At 58.7% G+C, this 19,022-nt stretch carries 17 protein-coding genes; 11 read left to right on the top strand and 6 right to left on the bottom strand.

What is annotated here, in order from left to right:
- The first annotated feature begins 3 nt into the window (after window positions 1-3).
- A complete protein-coding gene (locus tag NW806_RS03310) occupies window positions 4-675 on the top strand; it encodes a hypothetical protein (protein WP_414410007.1) in 672 nt (223 codons plus the stop codon).
- Here NW806_RS03310 and NW806_RS03305 read toward each other — a convergent pair.
- A complete protein-coding gene (locus tag NW806_RS03305) occupies window positions 646-1,827 on the bottom strand; it encodes an RNA-guided endonuclease InsQ/TnpB family protein (RefSeq protein ID WP_414410006.1) in 1,182 nt (393 codons plus the stop codon). The two genes, NW806_RS03310 and NW806_RS03305, sit on opposite strands and share 30 nt — an antisense overlap.
- A 403-nt stretch (window positions 1,828-2,230) precedes the next feature.
- Between NW806_RS03305 and NW806_RS03300 the strand changes: the two genes are divergently transcribed.
- A complete protein-coding gene (locus NW806_RS03300; RefSeq protein WP_414410005.1) occupies window positions 2,231-3,193 on the top strand; it encodes a hypothetical protein in 963 nt (320 codons plus the stop codon).
- Between the two features lie 275 nt (window positions 3,194-3,468).
- Here NW806_RS03300 and pth read toward each other — a convergent pair whose 3' ends face one another.
- Window positions 3,469-4,158, bottom strand: a complete 690-nt coding sequence (gene pth, locus NW806_RS03295; protein ID WP_414410004.1) for an aminoacyl-tRNA hydrolase — start codon at window positions 4,156-4,158, stop codon at window positions 3,469-3,471.
- Between the two features lie 152 nt (window positions 4,159-4,310).
- Here pth and NW806_RS03290 point away from each other — a divergent pair, with 152 nt between their 5' ends.
- The 3 genes from NW806_RS03290 (at window position 4,311) to prfB (ending at window position 8,136) form a co-directional block, all read left to right on the top strand.
- A complete protein-coding gene (locus NW806_RS03290; protein ID WP_414410003.1) occupies window positions 4,311-5,531 on the top strand; it encodes an HD domain-containing phosphohydrolase in 1,221 nt (406 codons plus the stop codon).
- 257 nt (window positions 5,532-5,788) lie between these two features.
- Window positions 5,789-6,910 (top strand): methyl-accepting chemotaxis protein, encoded by a 1,122-nt coding sequence (locus NW806_RS03285; RefSeq protein WP_414410002.1) that lies wholly within the window; start codon window positions 5,789-5,791, stop codon window positions 6,908-6,910.
- Between the two features lie 97 nt (window positions 6,911-7,007).
- Window positions 7,008-8,136 (top strand): peptide chain release factor 2 gene (gene prfB / locus NW806_RS03280; protein WP_414410001.1). Its coding sequence is split into 2 segments (ribosomal slippage): window positions 7,008-7,079 and window positions 7,081-8,136, totalling 1,128 coding nucleotides; the frame shifts between segments, so codons are not numbered across the junction.
- On the opposite strand, the gene NW806_RS03275 is transcribed toward prfB, so the two are convergent.
- A complete protein-coding gene (locus tag NW806_RS03275; RefSeq protein ID WP_414410000.1) occupies window positions 8,133-9,140 on the bottom strand; it encodes an o-succinylbenzoate synthase in 1,008 nt (335 codons plus the stop codon). The genes prfB and NW806_RS03275 overlap by 4 nt on opposite strands.
- Window positions 9,141-9,262: 122 nt before the next feature.
- On the opposite strand from NW806_RS03275, the gene trmH reads away from it, so the two are divergent.
- The 5 genes from trmH (at window position 9,263) to NW806_RS03250 (ending at window position 14,001) form a co-directional block, all read left to right on the top strand.
- Window positions 9,263-9,847: a tRNA (guanosine(18)-2'-O)-methyltransferase TrmH gene (gene trmH / locus NW806_RS03270; protein WP_414409999.1), complete on the top strand. Its 585-nt coding sequence runs from the start codon at window positions 9,263-9,265 to the stop codon at window positions 9,845-9,847.
- A gap of 191 nt (window positions 9,848-10,038) precedes the next feature.
- Window positions 10,039-11,016, top strand: a complete 978-nt coding sequence (locus NW806_RS03265; RefSeq protein WP_414409998.1) for an alpha-ketoacid dehydrogenase subunit beta — start codon at window positions 10,039-10,041, stop codon at window positions 11,014-11,016.
- A gap of 81 nt (window positions 11,017-11,097) precedes the next feature.
- Window positions 11,098-12,477: a DUF3084 domain-containing protein gene (locus NW806_RS03260; RefSeq protein ID WP_414409997.1), complete on the top strand. Its 1,380-nt coding sequence runs from the start codon at window positions 11,098-11,100 to the stop codon at window positions 12,475-12,477.
- 11 nt (window positions 12,478-12,488) lie between these two features.
- Window positions 12,489-12,914, top strand: coding sequence for a resolvase (locus tag NW806_RS03255; RefSeq protein ID WP_414409996.1), 426 nt, complete (start codon window positions 12,489-12,491; stop codon window positions 12,912-12,914).
- On the top strand, window positions 12,886-14,001 hold the full coding sequence (locus NW806_RS03250) for an extracellular solute-binding protein (RefSeq protein WP_414409995.1): 1,116 nt from the start codon (window positions 12,886-12,888) through the stop codon (window positions 13,999-14,001). The genes NW806_RS03255 and NW806_RS03250 overlap by 29 nt, the downstream gene beginning before the upstream one ends.
- Before the next feature lie 11 nt (window positions 14,002-14,012).
- Here the strand turns inward: NW806_RS03250 and tig are convergent, their stop codons facing one another.
- From tig to ccsB, 3 genes are all read right to left on the bottom strand, one after another.
- The gene (tig, locus tag NW806_RS03245; protein WP_414409994.1) at window positions 14,013-15,617 is read right to left on the bottom strand and encodes a trigger factor; all 1,605 of its coding nucleotides are present in this window, start codon (window positions 15,615-15,617) and stop codon (window positions 14,013-14,015) included.
- A gap of 71 nt (window positions 15,618-15,688) precedes the next feature.
- On the bottom strand, window positions 15,689-16,072 hold the full coding sequence (locus tag NW806_RS03240) for a LapA family protein (protein WP_414396221.1): 384 nt from the start codon (window positions 16,070-16,072) through the stop codon (window positions 15,689-15,691).
- A gap of 67 nt (window positions 16,073-16,139) precedes the next feature.
- Entirely contained in the window at window positions 16,140-17,096 is a 957-nt protein-coding gene (gene ccsB / locus NW806_RS03235) for a c-type cytochrome biogenesis protein CcsB (RefSeq protein WP_414410071.1), read from the bottom strand.
- A gap of 232 nt (window positions 17,097-17,328) precedes the next feature.
- Here ccsB and NW806_RS03230 point away from each other — a divergent pair, with 232 nt between their 5' ends.
- Window positions 17,329-18,663 (top strand): hypothetical protein, encoded by a 1,335-nt coding sequence (locus NW806_RS03230; RefSeq protein WP_414409993.1) that lies wholly within the window; start codon window positions 17,329-17,331, stop codon window positions 18,661-18,663.
- Window positions 18,664-19,022: the final 359 nt, after the last annotated feature.

Here is a 19,022-nt window from a genome sequence, read left to right as displayed (position 1 = left end):
CCTATGGTCAGTCTACAATCTCTTGTGCAGTCCATCCCCAAACCTCGCCCCTGGATCCCGGTTGCCATTTGGCTACGAGCTGCCCAAGACTTAGCCTGTGGCCGATTTTGGCCCAGTCTATTGACCACCATTGGCTGCCTTAGCAACATTGCCTATACCTGTACGCTTCCTTTTGTAACCGTTGGCATCATTGCGGGCACCACGTTAACTCGCCAAAGGGCAATGGTTAGCGCCTCGATGATTTGGCTAGCCAACCAAATCTTTGGCTATGTCTGGCACAACTATCCCCGCACCCCTGACTCTTTTGCCTGGGGGGTGGTCTTGGGGATCGGCACGGTGGGAGTGGTCCTGCTAGCCAGCTACCGCCCTCTCTTCTTCCAGCCCCACCCTCTCCGAGCCGGACGATGGCTGTGGAATTATCTTTGGATCCCAGCCATGCTCATCCTGGGTTTTCTTGCTTTTGAAGGGCTGATCTTGGCAGCCGGCCTAGTTTTGGGAGGGACAGAGGGTTTGACCCTACCTGTTCTCGGCAAGATCTGGGTGGATAACTGGCTGTGGACGAGCTTTTGGCTTGGGATTCATACTCTTTTGGTGTGGGACAGGGCACTTGACATTCTCCCTGCCATAAAAGGCAGGGATTCTTTCTCAGACAGCAGGATGGCTCCTACCGGCTGAGCTACACAGAGCATGAGGCTGAAACCTCAACCCTGTGGGGGATGCCATAACCCCAACTACTAGGCCAGAGCCCAGATACGTTCTGCGAAGGTTGAGTGCTCCCACCCCGTCGCGATGAAACTCAAACCCACACCCACACCTATACCCACGGCCTTGAGGCTTGTTCCTCTTGTTGCAAGCAGGACAGGTTTGAGAGCTGTACCGCTCATCCAGCAGCACAACTTTCATTCCCAGTCGTTCAGCCTTGTAGGTGATGTGGTGCCGAGTTTGGCCATGCAACATCTGGTGGAGCTTTTGGTTCAACCTTGTGCCGTAATCAGCAGACACCCTGATATTCCGAATGTCCCCAATTACAACGGTCTGGACGCCCCTTGCATACAGCGTCGAGACAAGTCTTGTAGTTTGCTTGTGCAAAATATCTCGAATCTGGTCATTTAACCTCGCCAGCTGCTTTCGCCCAGAAGCTAAAACTCTCCTGTAACGCCTTGAGCCACGCCTCTTTCTGGCAAGCAGCCTTGACAGAGTAGATTTCAGCTTGTTCTGGTAGCGGCGCTTGGAACGCAGCAGCCTGCCATTGGCGATGTAGGTGTTCTCCCCATCATGGGCAACGGCAAGGTGAATCTCACCCAGATCCACACCGGCAACACCGCTTTCTTTCCTCTCTTCTTTGGGGCGCGCATCACTCAATTTGTAGCAAGCCCTTAGCTCGTATTGCCTGCCGTCCCAGCCGATTTCTACCCAGACAGGCGTATCCCAGGCCCAAGGAATGACCAAAGGCTCGTTGCCTTTTCCGTTGGACAACCGCAACTTTCCATTTACGACTTTGATGGCTGAAGCTTTCCATTGGATTTTGTAATAGTACCGTCGGCGTCGAGGTGGGCGAGCATTGGGATCAGTTTTGCGACGTTCTCGCCACGACTTTAGGGAGGCAAAGAAACTTTGGACAACAGCATCCGCACTGTGGGCGTGAAGTCTGTTTTCAGGATCACTGGGAAACCAACGCATGAGCGTGGCAGGCTTCAACCAAAGACCTTTCTTGCGGACGACGCGCCAAAAACTGACGAGTGTCTGGGAGTACAGCTCGCCTGCCGCCCTGCTCAAAAGTTGTAGTTGTTCCGAGACTCCCAGCTTGAGCTTGCGGACAAAGTACATGCAAAAAATTGTCTTTCTGCTATCTAGAGCATTATACAAAAAGCCGCTCCCAAGGTCGGGGCTTGAAACCCAGTTTTATTGGTCACTTAGGTTTTCCGCACTAACCCAAATGTTCCAAGCTCAACCTCAGGAAGCTGTGAGACTTCTCTCAATGCCGCCGGCGCCTCAGACCAATTGAGAGTGTTTTTCCGTGCAGCCCTATCGTTCTCAAGCTGTCGAAGGGCGCCGCACTATGGCTGTCGGAGCAGGCTGCCGACGAGGGCCGGGCGAAGAACCGCCTCTTAGTGGAGCTGGCTAGCGACAAAATCCCCTAACACCTTCAGGCTTTGGAGCACGCCTGTGTAGCCAAGAAATCTGGACACCGCTGCGATGGCGAACTAGCCTAGAGGCAACTTCTCTTTCCATGCTGTTTCGTGGGGTGGGATCCATGCTTAGGCCCAGTCTTTTGCTTTCCGGATCGGCCCTGGTGGGCTTGCTGTCTTGGCTGTGCTTGAACGGCGAGTGTGGTTGGCTGGCCTCGCTGCGCAAGGGGCAGGCCACGGAAGGTCTCTCTGTGCCCCTCTTGCAGGAAGCTCAGTTGCCGCGATTTAAAGACAAGCCAGGTCCTGAACCTTTGCTTCGGCGGCAGGCTCAATTGCAAGCCCGGGCACGAGAGCTTGAGCAGCGCTCCCAGGCTCATCAACTGCTCCTGCAGCTAGGGCCATTCATTGAGCAGGAGCCAGGAAATGCGCGGCTCTATCTCCAGCGGGCCCAGTACCTCTGGGAGTATTCGCAGGTGGGCGAGCCAGAGCAGACAGCTGCTGACCATCTAGTGCTCAGGGCTCTGCGGGATCTGGACATTGCCATTGCTTTGGATCCCTATTTGCCTGAGGCTTATTTGCTCAAGGCCAGGATTCAGCGCGAGCATTTTGGAGAGCTGGAGCAGGCTTTGGCAACCTTGTCTCCCTTGGATCGCATTGCCTATCGCAACCCCCAACTCCACTTGTTGCGCTCCCGCATTTGGGCCGAGCAAGGGCATTTGGAATCGGCATTTGATGTAGCTAACCTGGCCATTGAACTAGCCAAACAAAATCAAAACATCGCCGATCTCTTCGATGCCTACCTTCATCGCGGCCTGCTGTGGGCGAGCATCTGCAATTTCCAACTGGCCGTTGCCGATTTCAGCCGGGCGATTGAGCTGCAGCCGCAGCGGGCTGAAGGGTACTACCACCGGGGCATGGCGCGCGCCTACCAGGGAGAAGACAAGGCTGGCGCCGCCGCGGATCTGGAAAGCGCCTTGAGTCTGTGGCGGTCTGCGGGCACGGGATCCCCAAAACTGCTGCAGTATGTGGAGGCGGTGCGGCAAGACCTCTTGCAACAGCCGTAGCCCCGCTTAGCTTGCGACTAGAGAGGGTAAAAAGTTCGGCTTAGGAGGAGAACGGCTTCGCTCCATTTGAGGGAGGAGAGTTGCTGACTTTTTTGGACTTGGGGGTGCCCCTGCGGGGAGCATCTTAGAGGGTTCCTTGCCCTCTCCTGCCAGTGGCTCTGGGGAAGCCGACCTCCTGATGCAGTCAGACGGTTCTGAGAAATTGCCGCGGGTTGCTGGACGTAGTCCTCGATGAGGCGGCTTTGCTCACTCGGATAGCGCCCAAGAGCCCGGCCTCAGCCTTCCCCAGGCCCAGTCTTGGCTGGGTCGAGAGAAGCTGCCGGATCTTGCCGATCTCGCTCGGATAGCGGCTCAGAGAGATCCAGAGGGTTGAAGCGGTTCATCGCCGCCCTCAATCCTTCTTGCAAGCAACACTCCACTGCCTCCACTGCTGCCCTTAGAACCCGCTCCAGCACTGCCTGCTCAGTAGGTTCAAACCTTCCCAAAACATGCCCAACCATGTCTTGGTTGCCCTTGGGCCTGCCCACGCCCAGGCGCAAGCGAGGGAAGGCTTCGCTGCCCAGGTGCTGAATGACGGACTTCATGCCGTTATGCCCGCCGGCGGAGCCAGATCCCCGCAGTCGCAGGCGACCCAGAGGCAAGTCCACATCATCGTAGACCACCAGCACCGACCTGGGATCCAACTTGTACCAATCCAGGACTGCCCGCACTGCCTTGCCAGAGCGATTCATATAAGTCGCCGGCTTGAGCAGGCGCCGCTTGCCCCCCAGGGCAAAACCTTCTCCGTAGCTGCCTTGGAACTGCTTTTCCAGAGCTAATGGGATCCCCCAGCGCTCTGCCAACCGATCCACCACCATAAAGCCGCAGTTGTGGCGGGTGTTGGCATACTGCGGGCCAGGATTGCCTAGACCAACGATGAGCTGGAGGGCAACCTCATCTGGCGGCTGGGTCTTGACCTGGGTCACAGCGTCTCTCGCTTCCACAGGTAAAGTAGGGTAGCAGAGTTACTTTGGATTGGCGACCCCCAGCCTCCCAACTTGGAGCAGCGGCAGGATCCCTGCCAGAGCTCTAACCCCGCTTCCCTGAGAACACTTGTAACCCACCGGAGGATCAGGTTATGTCCCATGGGCCTTTCGCCTTCGATCTCTCTCCTGGCGAAGCCGAATTTGAGGCTGCTGCTGCCTTGCGCCTGAGTCAGCGGCTGATCCAAGTGGGGATCGCCCTTTCTTCGGAAACGGATTTAAGGCGCCTGCTGGAACTGATTGTCGCCCAGGCCCGCGAGCTAACCTGCTGTGATGGCGCTAGCCTGTTCGTCCGGGAGGGAGAAGAGTTGCGCTTTTTCGTGGTCAACCGCAACGAGGAGCTGCAGGATCTGCGCCTGCCCCTTGCTCCTTCCAGCATTGTGGGCTATGTGGTGCTCACGGGGGAGAGCTTGAATCTGCCGGACGTCTATCGCTTGCCAGCGGGCTTGCCCTATGCCTTCAACTCCCAAGTCGATCAGCAGACCGGCTACCGCACCCGCTCTTTGCTCACGGTGCCGATGCGGGATCCCTCAGGAAATATCCTTGGCGCCCTGCAACTCTTGAACCGTCTCAGGCCGGATTGCCCTGCCAACCTAGCGCCCAACCAGGTGGCTGACTGGAGCCAGCCGTTTTCTGAGCTGGAAGTCCGGGTGGCAGAAGCCCTGGCTTCCCAGGCGGCGGTTGCCTACCAAAATGTGCGCTTGCGGGAAGAGCTGAAAGCCGCTCACCTGGAAACGATTTTCTGTCTAGCCCAAGCCGCCGAATACCGGGATCAGGACACCTCTTTTCACCTCAAGCGGATGAGCCACTACTCCCGCATCATTGCCAAACAGTTGGGCCTCTCCAGCCATGAACAAGAGCTGATCTTCTATGCCAGCCCCCTGCACGATGTGGGCAAAATCGGGATCCCGGATGCCATCTTGCGGAAGCCAGGCCCCCTCACCCCCGAAGAGCGTCTAATTATGAACCGCCACCCCGAGATTGGCTACGAGATCCTCAGTAAATCGGACTCGGAGCTGATGAAAAAAAGCGCCATCATTGCCCTCACCCACCACGAGAAGTTCGACGGCAGCGGCTACCCGCGGGGCCTTAAGGGAGAAGAGATCCCGCTAGAAGGGCGGATTGTGGCCTTGGCCGACGTGTTCGACGCTTTAGCTAGCCGCCGCCCCTACAAAGAAGCTTGGGATCTGTCAGATATCTTTCGCTTCGTGGAAAGCCAAAGCGGTAGCCACTTCGATCCCCAAGTGGTGGCAGCTTTCAACCGTGGTCGCAGCGAAATCCTCGAGGTCTACCACCGCTACCAAGAACCTCGCTAAGTTCAGATCGCTCCAGCCCCTGGGGTCAGGACAGCTTCCTTGCCCGTCCGTAAAAACCACAAAAAAGAGTCTTCTCCCGTATAACCCGGGACAGAGCTGTAGTCAGGAAACCAGATCCCAAGTCAAACTAAAGGTAACTAGACCCTCCTTTTGCTGGGCCTTTGAAAAGCCGAGGAGAGGTAGGTCCCTGTTTTCCTCTATACATAGCACACTATTGACCACTTGTCTCTACCGAGCCTGTGCTGAGGATCCCTAGGATGACTACCCTGACGAATCCGCCCACTCCCACCCTATCGATCCACACCAAACTGCGCGATCTGGCGCTAGTGGATTTTCAGGTAAGTGAGTCCACCCCCTGCGAGAACGTGGTGCGCCGCCTAGAAGACGACCCCAACCTTTCAGGGGTAGTCGTGTTGGACGAGCAGTCGCAGGTGCGGGGGATGCTGACTCGGCGTGCCATTTTGGAGTGGATGCTGAGCAAACCCTATGGCCTGGAGGTGTTTTCGAAGCGGCCCATCAGCTCCCTAGCAGAGTTCCAGGGCCAGGGTTTTCTCCTTTTGCCCGGCGACTGCGATGTCATTGAGGCGGCCAGCCAGGCTTTCCGGCGGCCCCAGGAGACTATCTACGACCCGGTGGTGGTAGAAGTCGGCCCCCAAGACTATCGCCTTTTGGATGTGCCGGTGTTGTTGGTGGCTCAGTCCCAGGTACATCTAGCCACCCAGCGGAAGCTCGAAGAACAGCAGGAGGAGATGAAACGGATCCTGGCCGAGCTGGAGCAGGAGAAAAACCGCAGCCTCCAGTATGCCCGCGATCTGGAGCGGCAGAAAGCCGAGATCCTCAGCCAGAACATTGCTTTGGAGCAGGAGCGACGCCAGGCCCAGCAGCGCTCGGAAGAACTGGCCCGCCTCAACGCTCGCATCATCGAGATCAGCTCGGTGCTCTCGGAGAAGGGCAAATCCACCTTTGCCGCCACCTTTGCTGGGGTAGAGGCGGTGCGCCGCCTATTTCAGGAAATTGCCGACAGCAACCAGGAGCTATCCCGCGAGCTCAAAGAAATCAACACCATCGTCGACGTGATCGTAGAGGTGGCGGGCTACATTCGTCTGCTCTCCTTCAACGCGGCTGTAGAGGCCAACCGCAGCGGTGGGGGCGGGGGTTTTGGCGCCATTGCCCAGGAGATCCGCAAGTTAGCGGGGCGCACTACCGAGGCCAGCAACCGCATCCGCGGCCTGGCAGATCGCATCCAACGCCAAAGCCAAGCCACCCTGCAATCGGCCCAGGCCAGCGCCGAGGTGGTGCAATCCCTCTACCAGCAAGCCCAGTCGGCCCAGGTGGCCCTGGAGGAGTTGCAAGCTTTGTTGGAGCAAGCTCGGATTTAGTCTGAATACGATAGATAGCTACCTCCTTCTGGAGGTCGGGAAGTTAAGATGAGATTCTGGACGGGGTCCAAAAGTATGAGACAGTGTTCGTAAGCCTATGGAACTGGCCGAGCTGAAACGCAGCCTAGAAGCGCTCACCGCGCGCCTGAGCACTGCTCAGGACTACCTTTGACCTGCCTTACCTGGAACAGCAGATCGCCATTCTGGAGCAGGAAGCCTCCCAGCCGCAATTTTGGAACGATGTAGAGGCAGCTCGTCGCCACCTAAAGCAGCTCAACAGCCTCAAGGCCTCCTGGGAGCAGGTCCACCGCTGGAAAGCCCGCCTGGAAGAGGTTGCCACTGCCCTGGAGCTCCTGCAAGAAGAAGCCGATTCGGAGCTCTTGGCCGAGACAGCGGGATCTCTAGCAGCGGTGGAGCGAGAGTTGAGCCAATGGGAGCTGCAGCAACTGCTTTCAGGGCCCTACGACAAAAACGGCGCCATCCTCACCATCACTGCTGGAGCTGGAGGAACCGATGCCCAGGACTGGGCGGCGATGCTGCTGAGGATGTACACCCGCTGGGCAGAGAACCAGGGCTACAAGGTTACCCTTTCGGACTACTCGGAAGGGGCAGAGGCGGGCATCAAGTCAGCCACGCTGTTGATTGAGGGGCCCTATGCCTACGGGTATCTTTCCGCGGAGAAGGGCAACCACCGCATGGAGCGCATCAGCCCCTTCAACGCCAACGGCAAGCGCCAGACTAGCTTTGCCGGCGTTGAGGTCATGCCCATCCTCGAGGAAGAGAACGAGTTTGAGCTGCGGATGGAGGATCTGGAGTTCGAGACCTGCCGTTCGGGAGGGGCAGGAGGCCAAAACGTCAACAAGGTGGAAACGGCGGTGCGGGTTATCCACAAGCCCACCGGCATTGCCGTGCGCTGCAGCGAGGAGCGTTCCCAACTGCAAAACAAGGAGCGGGCCATCCAGATCCTCAAGGCAAAGCTCCTCGAAATCGAGGAGGAAAAGCGCCGGCAAAAGTTGGCTGAGATCCGCGGCGAGATCGTGACCCAGGGCTTTGGGGGTCGGATTCGCACCTACACCTTCGATCCCTACAAGTTAATCAAAGACCACCGCACCAACGCCGAAACCACCAACGTCGAGGCGTTTATGAACGGCGAGCCGGAGGAGCTGATGCACTTCATCCAGGCCTACCTACGGCAGGAACACGCCAAGCAAGCCGCCGCAGTCTAGGGCTGGCTGTGGCGCTCCCACACCGCTTGCATCCAAGCGGCCCGCTCGTGGGGCGAGAGCTTGAGCAGGTCCAGGGGATCCCCCTCCTGGAAAAGCTCCCCCACCCCCCATCCCACGGCCCTGGGGCAGGCGGTTTTTGCTTGCAGGGATCCCGCCCAAGCTAGCCCATGCCAAGCGCCGATAGGGGTTTCTAGGGCTGAGGAGAACACCAGATCCAAGCCCGGGTGTTGGCTGAGGTAGTCTCTAAGGGCAAGACCCGATCCCATCAAAGAGGGTTTGACCACCAGGATCCCTTGCCAGCCCGAGCGATGGACAGCTTGCAACTGCTCCAGGCCGACCACCGACTCATCCAGGGCAATGGGGGTTTGAAACTCGCGGCTAAGTTGGATTAAGTCAGCGTACTGCTCTGGCGGCAAAGGCTGCTCGAAGAACTCGATCTTGCCCGGCCACTCCCGATTGATCCGGTCGCAGAGAGCCAGCCACTGCCGCGCCTCTGCTAGAGTCAAGCCGCCGTTGGCATCTAGCCGCAGCCGGGATCCCGCAGGCAACCGCTCCAGCCAGCTTTCTAGCTTCTTCCGCTCCGCTGCGAAGGGATCCATTCCCACCTTGCCCTTGTAAACTGGGTAGGAGCCGGAGGGGGTATCCTTCCCCAAAAGCCCACAAAAGGAAAGACCGGAGAGATCCCTATCTAGCCAGCCAGGATCCCGACAGGCCAGCCAGGCGCATTCCAGCCCAAAGCGGGTAGCAGGCAGCGCTGCCGGGATCTCCTTGATCTGCGCCTCCGAGAGCTCAGCCGGCAACTGCCGACAAAAGGCCAGGGCCTCCTCGAGGGTCTCACTGCCCAGCCAAGGAATGGGGGCTACCTCCCCGTAGCCCTGCTGCCCTGTCTCCAGGTCTGTCAGGCGGATTAGGATCCCTTCGCGGGTAGACCAGAGACCGTAGCGGGTGCGCAGGGGCTGCCGGAAAGGTTGCTGATAGCAGCAAACTTCAAGGCGGGCCAGCAATTTTCCGATCCCTGGGAACCCTGACCAAGAGCCATCTTACAGGCGGCAGAGCTGGGGTAGGTGCTAGTCCGATTTACCCCTAGACCTTTAAGCTCAAGCGAAAGTTTCTCCGGGAGGCACCCATGAAGGAGCGCACTCCAGAGAGGCGAAGGCGCTTGGAGGAGGTTCTAAGGCGGAGGCAGCCGGATCTCACGGTGCTTCTAGAGAACGTCCACAAACCCCACAATCTTTCCGCCATCCTGCGCACCTGCGATGCTGTGGGGGTGCTCAGAGTTCACGCCGTGAACCCCACGGAGGGTGTGCCCACTTTCAACGAGACCAGCAGCGGCAGCCACAAGTGGGTCTACCTCAAGGTTCACCCCACCACGGAAGAGGCCTTCCAGCACCTTCGGGAAAAAGGCTTCCAAATCTATGCCACTGCCTTGAAGGAGGGGGCCCGCAGCTACCGACAGGTGGACTACACCAAGCCCACCGCCATCGTCTTGGGAGCGGAGAAGTGGGGGGTTTCTGAGCAGGCCTTGGCCCTGGCTGACGCGCTCATCCACATCCCCATGCTGGGCATGGTGCAGAGCCTAAATGTCTCGGTGGCAGCAGCCGTGATTCTCTTTGAGGCTCAAAGACAAAGGCTCGAAGCAGGGCTTTACGACGCACCCCGCCTGGATCCCGAACTTTACCAGCAGATTTTGGAGGACTGGCTTATGAAGTAAATTTCCAAGGATCCCTCCGCAAAGCCCAGCAGGACAAGGAAGGCAAGGCCACTTTGCCCCCAGCTAGTCGCAAGGGGCGCTTGCAAAAGGGTTGCTGCCGTTTGGGTGCATAGACGGAGTTCTCCCGCAGACAGGCAACCAGCGGCAAAGGGGTGGTTTAATGTAGAGACTAGTGAGCAGCAGTTGCCCCTATGCCGGAGACTTTCCTCTACAGCGCCTTGCGTGCCGCTCTTGACGAAGAAATGGCCCGGGATCCCAACGTGTTTGTTTTGGGAGAAGATGTAGGCCACTACGGCGGCTCCTACAAAGTGACCAAAGACCTATACCGCAAGTACGGGGAGATGCGCCTCCTGGACACCCCCATTTGCGAAAACAGCTTCACCGGCCTTGCCATTGGGGCAGCGATAACCGGCTTGCGCCCGGTGGTGGAAGGGATGAACATGGGTTTTCTGCTGCTGGCTTTTAACCAGATTGCCAACAATGCCGGCATGCTGCGCTACATGTCTGGCGGCAACTTCAAGGTCCCGATTGTCATCCGCGGACCTGGCGGCGTGGGCCGGCAGTTGGGGGCCGAGCACTCGCAGCGGCTGGAGGCCTACTTTCAAGCAGTGCCGGGGCTGAAGATCGTTGCCTGTTCCACTCCCTACAACGCCAAAGGTCTGCTCAAGTCGGCCATCCGCGACGACAACCCCGTCCTCTTCTTCGAACATGTTCTTCTCTACAACGTGAAGGGAGAGGTGCCAGAGGAGGAGTACCTTTTGCCCTTGAATAAGGCGGAAGTTGTCCGCTCTGGATCCGACGTTACCCTCCTCACCTACTCCCGTATGCGCTACCACGTGCTCAAGGCTGTGGATACCCTGGTAGCGCAGGAGATCGATCCTGAGGTGATTGATTTGATCTCCCTCAAGCCGCTGGATATGGAGACCATTGCAGCTTCGGTGCGCAAAACGCACCGAGTGATCATTGTGGAGGAAGATGTAAAAACTGGCGGCATTGGGGCAGAGCTGACTGCGCGTATCATGGAAGAACTCTTCGACGAGCTGGATGCGCCAGTGGTGCGCCTGGCTTCCCAAGACATTCCCACTCCTTACAACGGCACCTTGGAAGCAGCCACCATCGTGCAGCCAGAAGATATTGTGGCAGCTGTGGAGCGGCTCCTCTACGCTTAAAACACTTGCTAAATAGCGCCAAAAATTTCTCAAGTCCTCTGGGTGGCCTTGCTAAGATTTCCGTGGCAGGGATCCCGGGATATGCAGGGCGTACTGCTGATCCTCTACATGCTGTTTGTCAGTGGCCTGATTGCCGTGGTTGGGGATCGGGTGGGGTATCGCATTGGCAAAAAGCGCCTAACCTGGTTTAACCTCCGCCCTCGCCACACAGCCATTTTGGTAGCCGTGATTACGGGGGTGAGCATCTCAGCCCTGACCCTGGGCACGCTGCTGCTTCTAAACCGCTCGCTGTCAGAAGCCCTTTTTAGCTACACCAACCAAATTGCTCGGGCTAGGCAAGAGCTGCAGGCCCTCAATCGCCAAAAAGCTTGGCTGGAGACCGAGAATGCTGCCCTCAGGGCCGAGCGGGATCGCCTGCGGCTAGATCTGGATCGATTTCGCAGCCAGCAGTCGGCAGCCCAAACCCGCCTGAGTGAAGTTCAGGATCAACTGGCCGCAGCCCTGCAGGCCCGGCAGGAGGCCGAAGCCAAGCTGGCAGCAACCCAAGAGCAGCTGGCCCAGGTGCAGCCTAAGCTGGAGCAGGCCCAAGTAGAGCTGGCGGCGGTCAAGAGGGAGGTGGAATCGGCGCAGCAAACCATCGCCACCCTAAAGTCCCAAAAGCAGACCTTGCAGTTGGATCGGGATCAACTGGAGCGCTCCCTGGAGGCGGCGCAGGCAGCCCTAAACCAACTGGAGACCCAGAAAAACCAGCTCGAGGGGGAAATTGCCCAGCTCAGCCAGTTGGCAGTGCGGCTGCGGCGGGGCGAGCTCGCCATCTTGGCAGGCGAAGTCTTAGCTACAGGGGTAGTTCAGACCCCTGCCGGGGCAAAGCCAGAGACAGTCCGGCAGCAGTTTGAGCAACTGTTGGCGCAGGCAGAACAGCGGGCGCTGGCGCTGGGATCCCAGCCTATACCTCCTCTAGAAAACGCCATCCTCATCCGCCGCGAGGATGCGGATCGAGCTTTGAAAAAGCTGCAGGAAGCCGGCAGCTGGGCGGTGCGCATCCTCTCTCTCACCAACCGGCTCAAGGGTGAGCCTGTGCCTGTGGTGGTTCAGATTTACCCCAACCAGCGCCTCTTCGCCAAGGGGTCGGTGCTGGCCCAAGGAGTGATCCAGCCGGGCCTCAGCGAAAGTGAAATCCAGCAGCGGCTGCTGGAGCTGCTAAACGAGGCCAACCAGCGCTCCCAAGAAAAAGGTCTCCTTGCAGATCCCATCACTGGCACTGTTGGAGAGTTCTCCCAGGTCAAGTTTTTGGAAGTGGTGCAGCAGCTGCGCCAAAGCACCACCCCTCTGGATGTGAAGCTGGTGGCTGATGCCGACATCTACACGGCAGGGCCGCTGCGGGTGAGTTTTCTCATGGCGCAAGCCTCCAGCCAACACGGCCCTGCTCCAGCCCAGCTAAGAGGGCGCAGGGAGGGGTGAGGGTCAAGGAGATGGAGCGGGTATTAGTGGGTTTTGATCCAGGGCGGGACAAGTGCGGCCTTGCGGTTGTGCAAACCCAGCCAGCCTGGCAAGTTTTGCACCGGGAGGTGGTTCCTGCCCAAGAGGCCCTGCCCAGGTTGGGGGCTCTCTGGCAGCAGTTTGGAGCAGAGCGGCTCATCCTGGGGGATCAAACGACGGCGCGGCAGTGGAAGTCTCAACTGGAGCTGCTTCTTCCGCCGCACCAGATTGTCCTGGTGGACGAACGCCACAGCTCGGAAGAAGCCCGGCGGCGCTACTGGGAGGTTTACCGGCCGCGGTGGTGGCAGCACCTACTGCCCAAAGGGCTGCGACTGCCGGACAGGGCCTACGATGATCTGGTGGCCTTGATTCTGGTGGAGCGGTACTGGCGTGGGCAAAAGACAGCTAAGCCGACGTGAATTCCTCCTCCTAGCCGGGCTAGCGGTGGCCGGCTGTGGCGGGCCCAGTGCCCATTTGCCCCTCATCCTCGCCCTCAAGCCGGGGATCCCTCAGAGCTTAGTCAGCGAGTTTCGCCGTCGCACTCGGGCCCGCTTTCGGTTGCAGCTGGTGGATGAGCGAAGCCAGTTGTTGGCTTACCTGCGCCAAAGCCTTCAGCCACCCCAGCCCTCCTGGGGGCCTTTTAGCCAACGACTGCCGGTGCCAGCTCTCAGCCTGCTGGGGGCCGACGCTTTGGATTGGGCTCTGGCTGCCGGCTGGCTGGATCCCTTGCCGCGCAGTCTCCTGGGAGAACGCTGGCAGCAGTTGCATCCCCGTTGGCAAGCAGCAGCCCTGCGGGAGGGGCAGATCTGGGGTGTGCCCTGGCGCTGGGGGGTGACGGCCATTGCCTACCGCCGGGACCGGGTCAGCAAACCCCTCCAGGACTGGGCCGACCTGTGGCGGCCTGAGTTGGCTGGCAAGATCACGCTGCCGGATCACCCACGCGAGGTGATTGGGCTGACCCTAAAAAAGATGGGCCGCTCCTACAACGATCCCCTCGATCCGGAAGAAACCGAGTTGCGACGGGAGCTGGGATCCCTGCACCGTCAAGTTTTGGCCTATACCTCCGCTGACTATTTGCCCATGTTGCGCCTGGCCGATAGCTGGGTAGCTGTGGGCTGGTCGCAAGATCTCTACGCCACCCAGGCCAACTACCCCGAGTTGGAGGTGGTGATCCCGGCCTCGGGATCTGCTGTCTGGTGGGATGTCTGGGTGCGGCCTCGGGCTGCCCAGCCTCTCCCTGAAGAGCTGCAGGCGGAGCTGCCATCCCTGCTGGTCAACTGGATTGACTTTGTCTTAAATCCCGAGTTTGCCCCTCGCCTCGTCAATTTAAGCGGGATCCCTTCAGTGTTACCGCTGGACTTGAACCAACTTTCCCTGCGGCTGCGCCGCCGGCCCGACTTCCACCCCTCCACCTGGGAACGGGCCGAGATCTGGCGGCCCTTGAGCCTGGCCGAAGCCGAGTCCTACCTCCGCCTCTGGGATCAGATGCGGCGCGGCCTCCTGTAGCTTGACCGCTTTTACTTGACCTTTTTGCTCTTTCTACCCGACTTGGGCTTGTCCTGGACGGCCGATTCGGCTTCTCGATCTAAGCTCTCCCCAGAGGCAGAGGCTGGTTCCGACTCTGGAGCGGCAACTGTGGCGGTTTCTGTGGCTACTCCTGAAGGGGGTTCTGCCACAGCCTCAGCTGGGGCTGTAGAAGCCTCAAGGCTTGCTGCTGCCAGTACCGACCCAGCCTTTTCTTCGAAGTCTTCGCCTTTAGCCCCGACGGGAAGGGGGGGTGCCTCGGTGGGATTGCCATCGCTATCGACCCAGTTGACCGTGGTTTGAGACTTCAACCAGGCCATCACCTTACGAGTAAGCAAATTTTCGTAAATGACCTGGCGTGTCCGCTCCCGATCCAGCTTGTGGCCCTGCTGAGCGTAGGCTTTCATCACCGCTTCCATTTCCACTTCCAATTCAGTGGGGCCGACGGCAATTTGCTCCTGCCGGACGATGGCGCTGAGAGCAAAGGCGCGGCGCAGCCGGTCGATGGCCTCAGCTCGGTGGCGCTCCCTCAATTGGTTGAGAGTCTCAGGTGGCAGTTGAGCCAGGAGCTTGCGGATTTCTCCCGGGGCAACCCTTGCTTGCTGCTGCAGCGACTGCAGGTCTTGAGCTAGCAGCTGCGTTATCTCTTGCTCAACAAGGCTATCAGGCAGATCCACCTCGGTGGTTGCCAAAATGGCGTTGAGGATGGCCGTTTCAAGGTTTTCTTCGGATTGTCTTAGGGCATCTTGCTCAAGGCGCTTTTGCAGGTGTTCCCGCAGCTCCGCCACCGTCTGGAAGTTGCTGACTTCCTGGACAAAGGCATCGTCCAGCTCCGGCAGCTCTTTGGTTTTGATCTCCTTGAGGCAGACGGTAAAGGTAACCGTTTTCCCAGCCAGCTCTTTTCTAAAGTAATCCTCGGGCAGGGTGGCAGTGATCTCCTTAGTCTCGTCGAGCTGCATGCCCACAACACCTGCTACAAAGCCGGGAATGAAGTTTTCCTCTTTTAGCTCCAGTTGCAAGTCTTGGGCGGCAAGCTCCTTGAGGGGATTGCCCTCGGCGTCGCGGGCTTGGAAATCCAGCACCACCACGTCCCCCAACTGGGCAGGCCGATCCTCCACAGGCAAGAGGGTAGCCCGCTGATCTCGCAGCTTTTCGATGAGGCGGTCGACTTCCTCAGGCTTGACGTCAACCCGGGTTGCCGTAACCGTCAGCCCTTTGTACTGGCCAACGCGAGCCTCAGGGTACACTTCCACATACCCTGAGAAGCTGAACTCGGCTTCTGGGTTAAAGCGCTCCAGAAGCTGCTTCACCTCTTCATCCAGCTCAAACTGGCCGATGGGGGTGACTTGAGCCTCCTGGAGAACCTCCTGGATAGCCTCCTGGATTAGGTCGTCGATAGCACTGGCAATAACCCTCTCGCGGCCCACCTGGCGCACTACCAGGTTACGAGGGGCCTTGCCCTTGCGAAACCCCGGGATCTGGATGTTCCGCTCCAGTTGGCGCAGGGTTTTTTCGTAGGAGCGCTTAACCCGGTCAGCTTCCACCACGATCTTGAAGCCAAGCCGGCTACCAGGGCGCTTTTCTTGAGTAACCTGCATAGGTGCTAGTGCAAAGGCAAATAGAGGCTCAATTGTACCGCAAAGATCCAGGGATTATGCTAATGGGCGGTCTAGGCAGGGGATCCCTCGGTGGTCACTTCCTTAACCTCTTGGAGGTCTTCCTGAGGCTCAGCTCGTTTGCTGGGGGGCAGTTGCTTAACTTTTGCCTCCAGCTCCACCACCATTTCCTTCAGCTCGCTGATGGCCACTTCCTTCTCTTGCAGTTGCCGATTTTTCTCGCGGGCTTCGAGGCTAAATTGCAGCCGCATCCAGAGGCCATAGATCCAGGCCAAGGCAGCGCCAATCCCAGCAGAAGCCAAAAGCTCAATCACTAGCGGGCTCTCGATGCTGACGCCAGGGGCAAAGGTAATCGTTACCGGGTTGGCGTTTTGCATGGCAAAGAGGGCCACACCCAGGAGGGCCGAGAAAAAGATTAGGTAGTTAAACAGACGCATGCCGTTTTCCTCAAATCAAAGGTATCCACGACGACTTGCCAGCACCAGAGTCAATGGGGCGGCGGACCTAAAAGAACCAGCCGTAGCTGTGTAAGCCTTTGCCCAAAAAGTTCACTCCCAGGTAACAAACCCAAACCACCCCAAAACCCAAGCTGGCTAGAAGCGCAGGACCCCTGCCCTGCCAGCCCTTGGTGATGCGGGCGTGTAGATAGGCAGCAAAAACCAACCAGGTAATCAAGGCCCAGGTTTCCTTGGGATCCCAGCTCCAGTAGGTACCCCAGGCCTCGTTGGCCCAGACGGCCCCGGCAACAATGCCAATGGTAAGTAGCGGAAAGCCCAGCCCGATGAAGCGGTAGCTGGCGTTGTCTAAGATCTCGGCCAGGCTCAGTTGTTGCCGAGGGATCCCCTCTGGAGTCGGCTGGGGAGGAAGTTCAGTCCTGGCACGGGCTATCAGCTCCGGCTGGACTGCAGCTTGGGACGGGCGAAATTGCAGACCAAGGGAGTTGCCCTTGAGCTGTACCTCCTGGCCACGGGTGAGGATGAGAAAGGCCATGGCCAACAGGGAGCCCACCAAGAGGGCTGCGTAGGCCAACAGCATGACGCTGACATGCATCATCAGCCAGTTGGACTGCAGAGCTGGCACCAGCGGCTGGGCTGCCTGCATATCCTCCGGCAAGGCCAAGGCGGCAAAGGCAACAATGCCTGTCGCTAATGGGGCAGTCATCACTCCCACCCAACGGCGGCGAGTCCACTGGAGAGCCACTAGGTGCAAGGCGGTGATCCCCCAGGCCAAGAAAAACAAAGACTCGTACAAATTGCTCAAAGGGAAGTAGCCGGCATCAATCCAGCGGGCCGTCAACAGAGCAGCTATTGTCAAGTTGGCCCCCACCATTCCTGCCAAGCCCAGTTCGGCCAAAAGGGGCACTTGGGGAAAAGCTGCCCCACCCCAGTAAAAGAGCATGGCCCCCAGACAAATGGCAAAGGCCAGGGTGTTGAGGAGAGCTTGCCACTGAGTGAGATCCAAGCCCGCGAGCGCTATCGTCGCTGCCAAGCAACTCATAGATGACCCCAAAGCTTTTCCGGACAGGACCAAGCCTGCCGATCCCATTCTAGGGCGGGGAAGGGATCCTCCCCAAAGGACACATCCTGGTAATGTGAGGATGGCTTGTCTGCGGCTTGGCAAGTGTTGGAATGGGAGGCTCATGCAAGAACACGCGGGAAGTGCCAGCTTGAAGGCATGGGGATTGAGATGGTGGATGGTGCTGTTGGCAGCTTTGGTGCTGGTTGGCTGTGGGGGATCTGCGCCCAAGCAACCCCAGGAGCACCAACCACCTCAGCTCGAGCGGGTGCCAACGCCGACAGAAATTGCCAAGCTGGATGCCTACTTGCAGCACTATCGCCCGCAGGTGCAGATCCTCAGCCCACAACCTGGCGAGATCTTGCCAGAGCGCCAGGTCACGGTTCGCTTTGCAGTACGAGGGTACCCGATTTTTAAGGATCCGCAACTGGGTCTTGGTCCCCATTTGCATGTGGTTCTGGACAACCAGCCTTACATTTCTCACTACGACGCTGATGCCCCTCTTGTTTTTGAGGATTTGGAACCGGGATCCCATACGCTGCGGGTGTTTGCTGTCAAGCCCTGGCACGAGAGCTTTAAAAACTCCGAAGCCTACGCTCAAGTCAGCTTCCATGTGCTAGCTCCCACGCCAGAATACGTGCCGCAGCCGCAGTTGCCTCTTCTCACCTACAGCTCTCCCAGCGGCAGCTACGGAGCTGAGCCAATCCTGGTCGATTTTTGGCTCGCCAATGCCCCCGTGCGGGAGAGCTTGCTGGCTGACCTACCCCGTGACTGGCGCATCCGCTACACTCTCAACGGTCAGTCTGGCCTGCTGGATCGCTGGGAGTCTTTTTACCTGAAGGGCTGGAAGCCTGGCCGCAACGTGATGGTAGTGGAGCTGGTTGACAGCAAAGGGGATCCCATCCGCAATGTGTTGAACAGCGCCGCCCGCGAGATCACCTACACCCCCGGGGGCCAAGATACCCTCTCCAAGCTGATCCGAGGAGAGCTGAAAGCGGAAGAGGCCCTGGCTATCGTACAGCCCCAGCCCACCCCGACTCCGACTCCGACGCCTACCCCTACTCCGACACCCACGCCCACCCCGACTCCAACACCCACCCCCACTCTAAGTCCAACACCCACTCCCACTTCGACTCCGACGCCCACTCCCACTCCTACTTCGACACCCACCCCTACCCCTACGCTGACCCCAACTCCACCGCTGGCACCCACACCTACACCAGAGTCGCCACCTACGCCCGCGCCGCGCCGTCGTCCGACGCCAGAAGCGATTCTGGCCGAGCCTACCCCTCCGTCTCCAGCAGAGACCACGGCTAAGCCAACGCCCAGGCCCACACCGACCCCAACACCCACGCCCAGATCTCAGCCAGAGGCTACCCCTTTGCCGCGGCTGACACCCATTCCGTTGGCGGAGCGGCAGGTGCGGCCCCAGGGACTGCGACTTTTCCCACCTGGGCTGCGCAGCCCCTACTCAGGCAATAAGCTACAGCAGGAGCTCAGCTCCGAGGGCTGACCCCATATATAGTGCCTGAATCCTCGGTATACTCTAGACTTGGGATAGCCCAGTCATGGCTTTTCCTGGAGCCAGCTTTGGCTGGTTTCAGGTTGGGGCTACTTGAAAGCTCGAGGTAGCTGCTGACCTTTTTCAAGATTTTGCTGGGCAAGCTCCTAAGGCTAGCTGCTGTCGGAAGCAGGTGCCGGATCGCTGCAATCAAATGTCCGTGCCCATACAGATATCCTCAAGCATTTTTCTGGACTTTTTGTCTTAGCCCGAAGGAATCTGGCCCTCAAGAAGTATTCGATATAAGCTATTTTTTCCCATTTATTTCTATGAGCTTTTCTCTTGGCTAGAGAAGTTGGTTTATCTTTCGC

The organism is Synechococcus sp. W65.1, assembly GCF_047461615.1.
Taxonomy (GTDB): domain Bacteria; phylum Cyanobacteriota; class Cyanobacteriia; order Thermostichales; family Thermostichaceae; genus Thermostichus.
The sequence above is the reverse complement of the archived record's forward strand: the minus strand, read 5'-3'. Positions and strand labels throughout refer to the sequence as shown.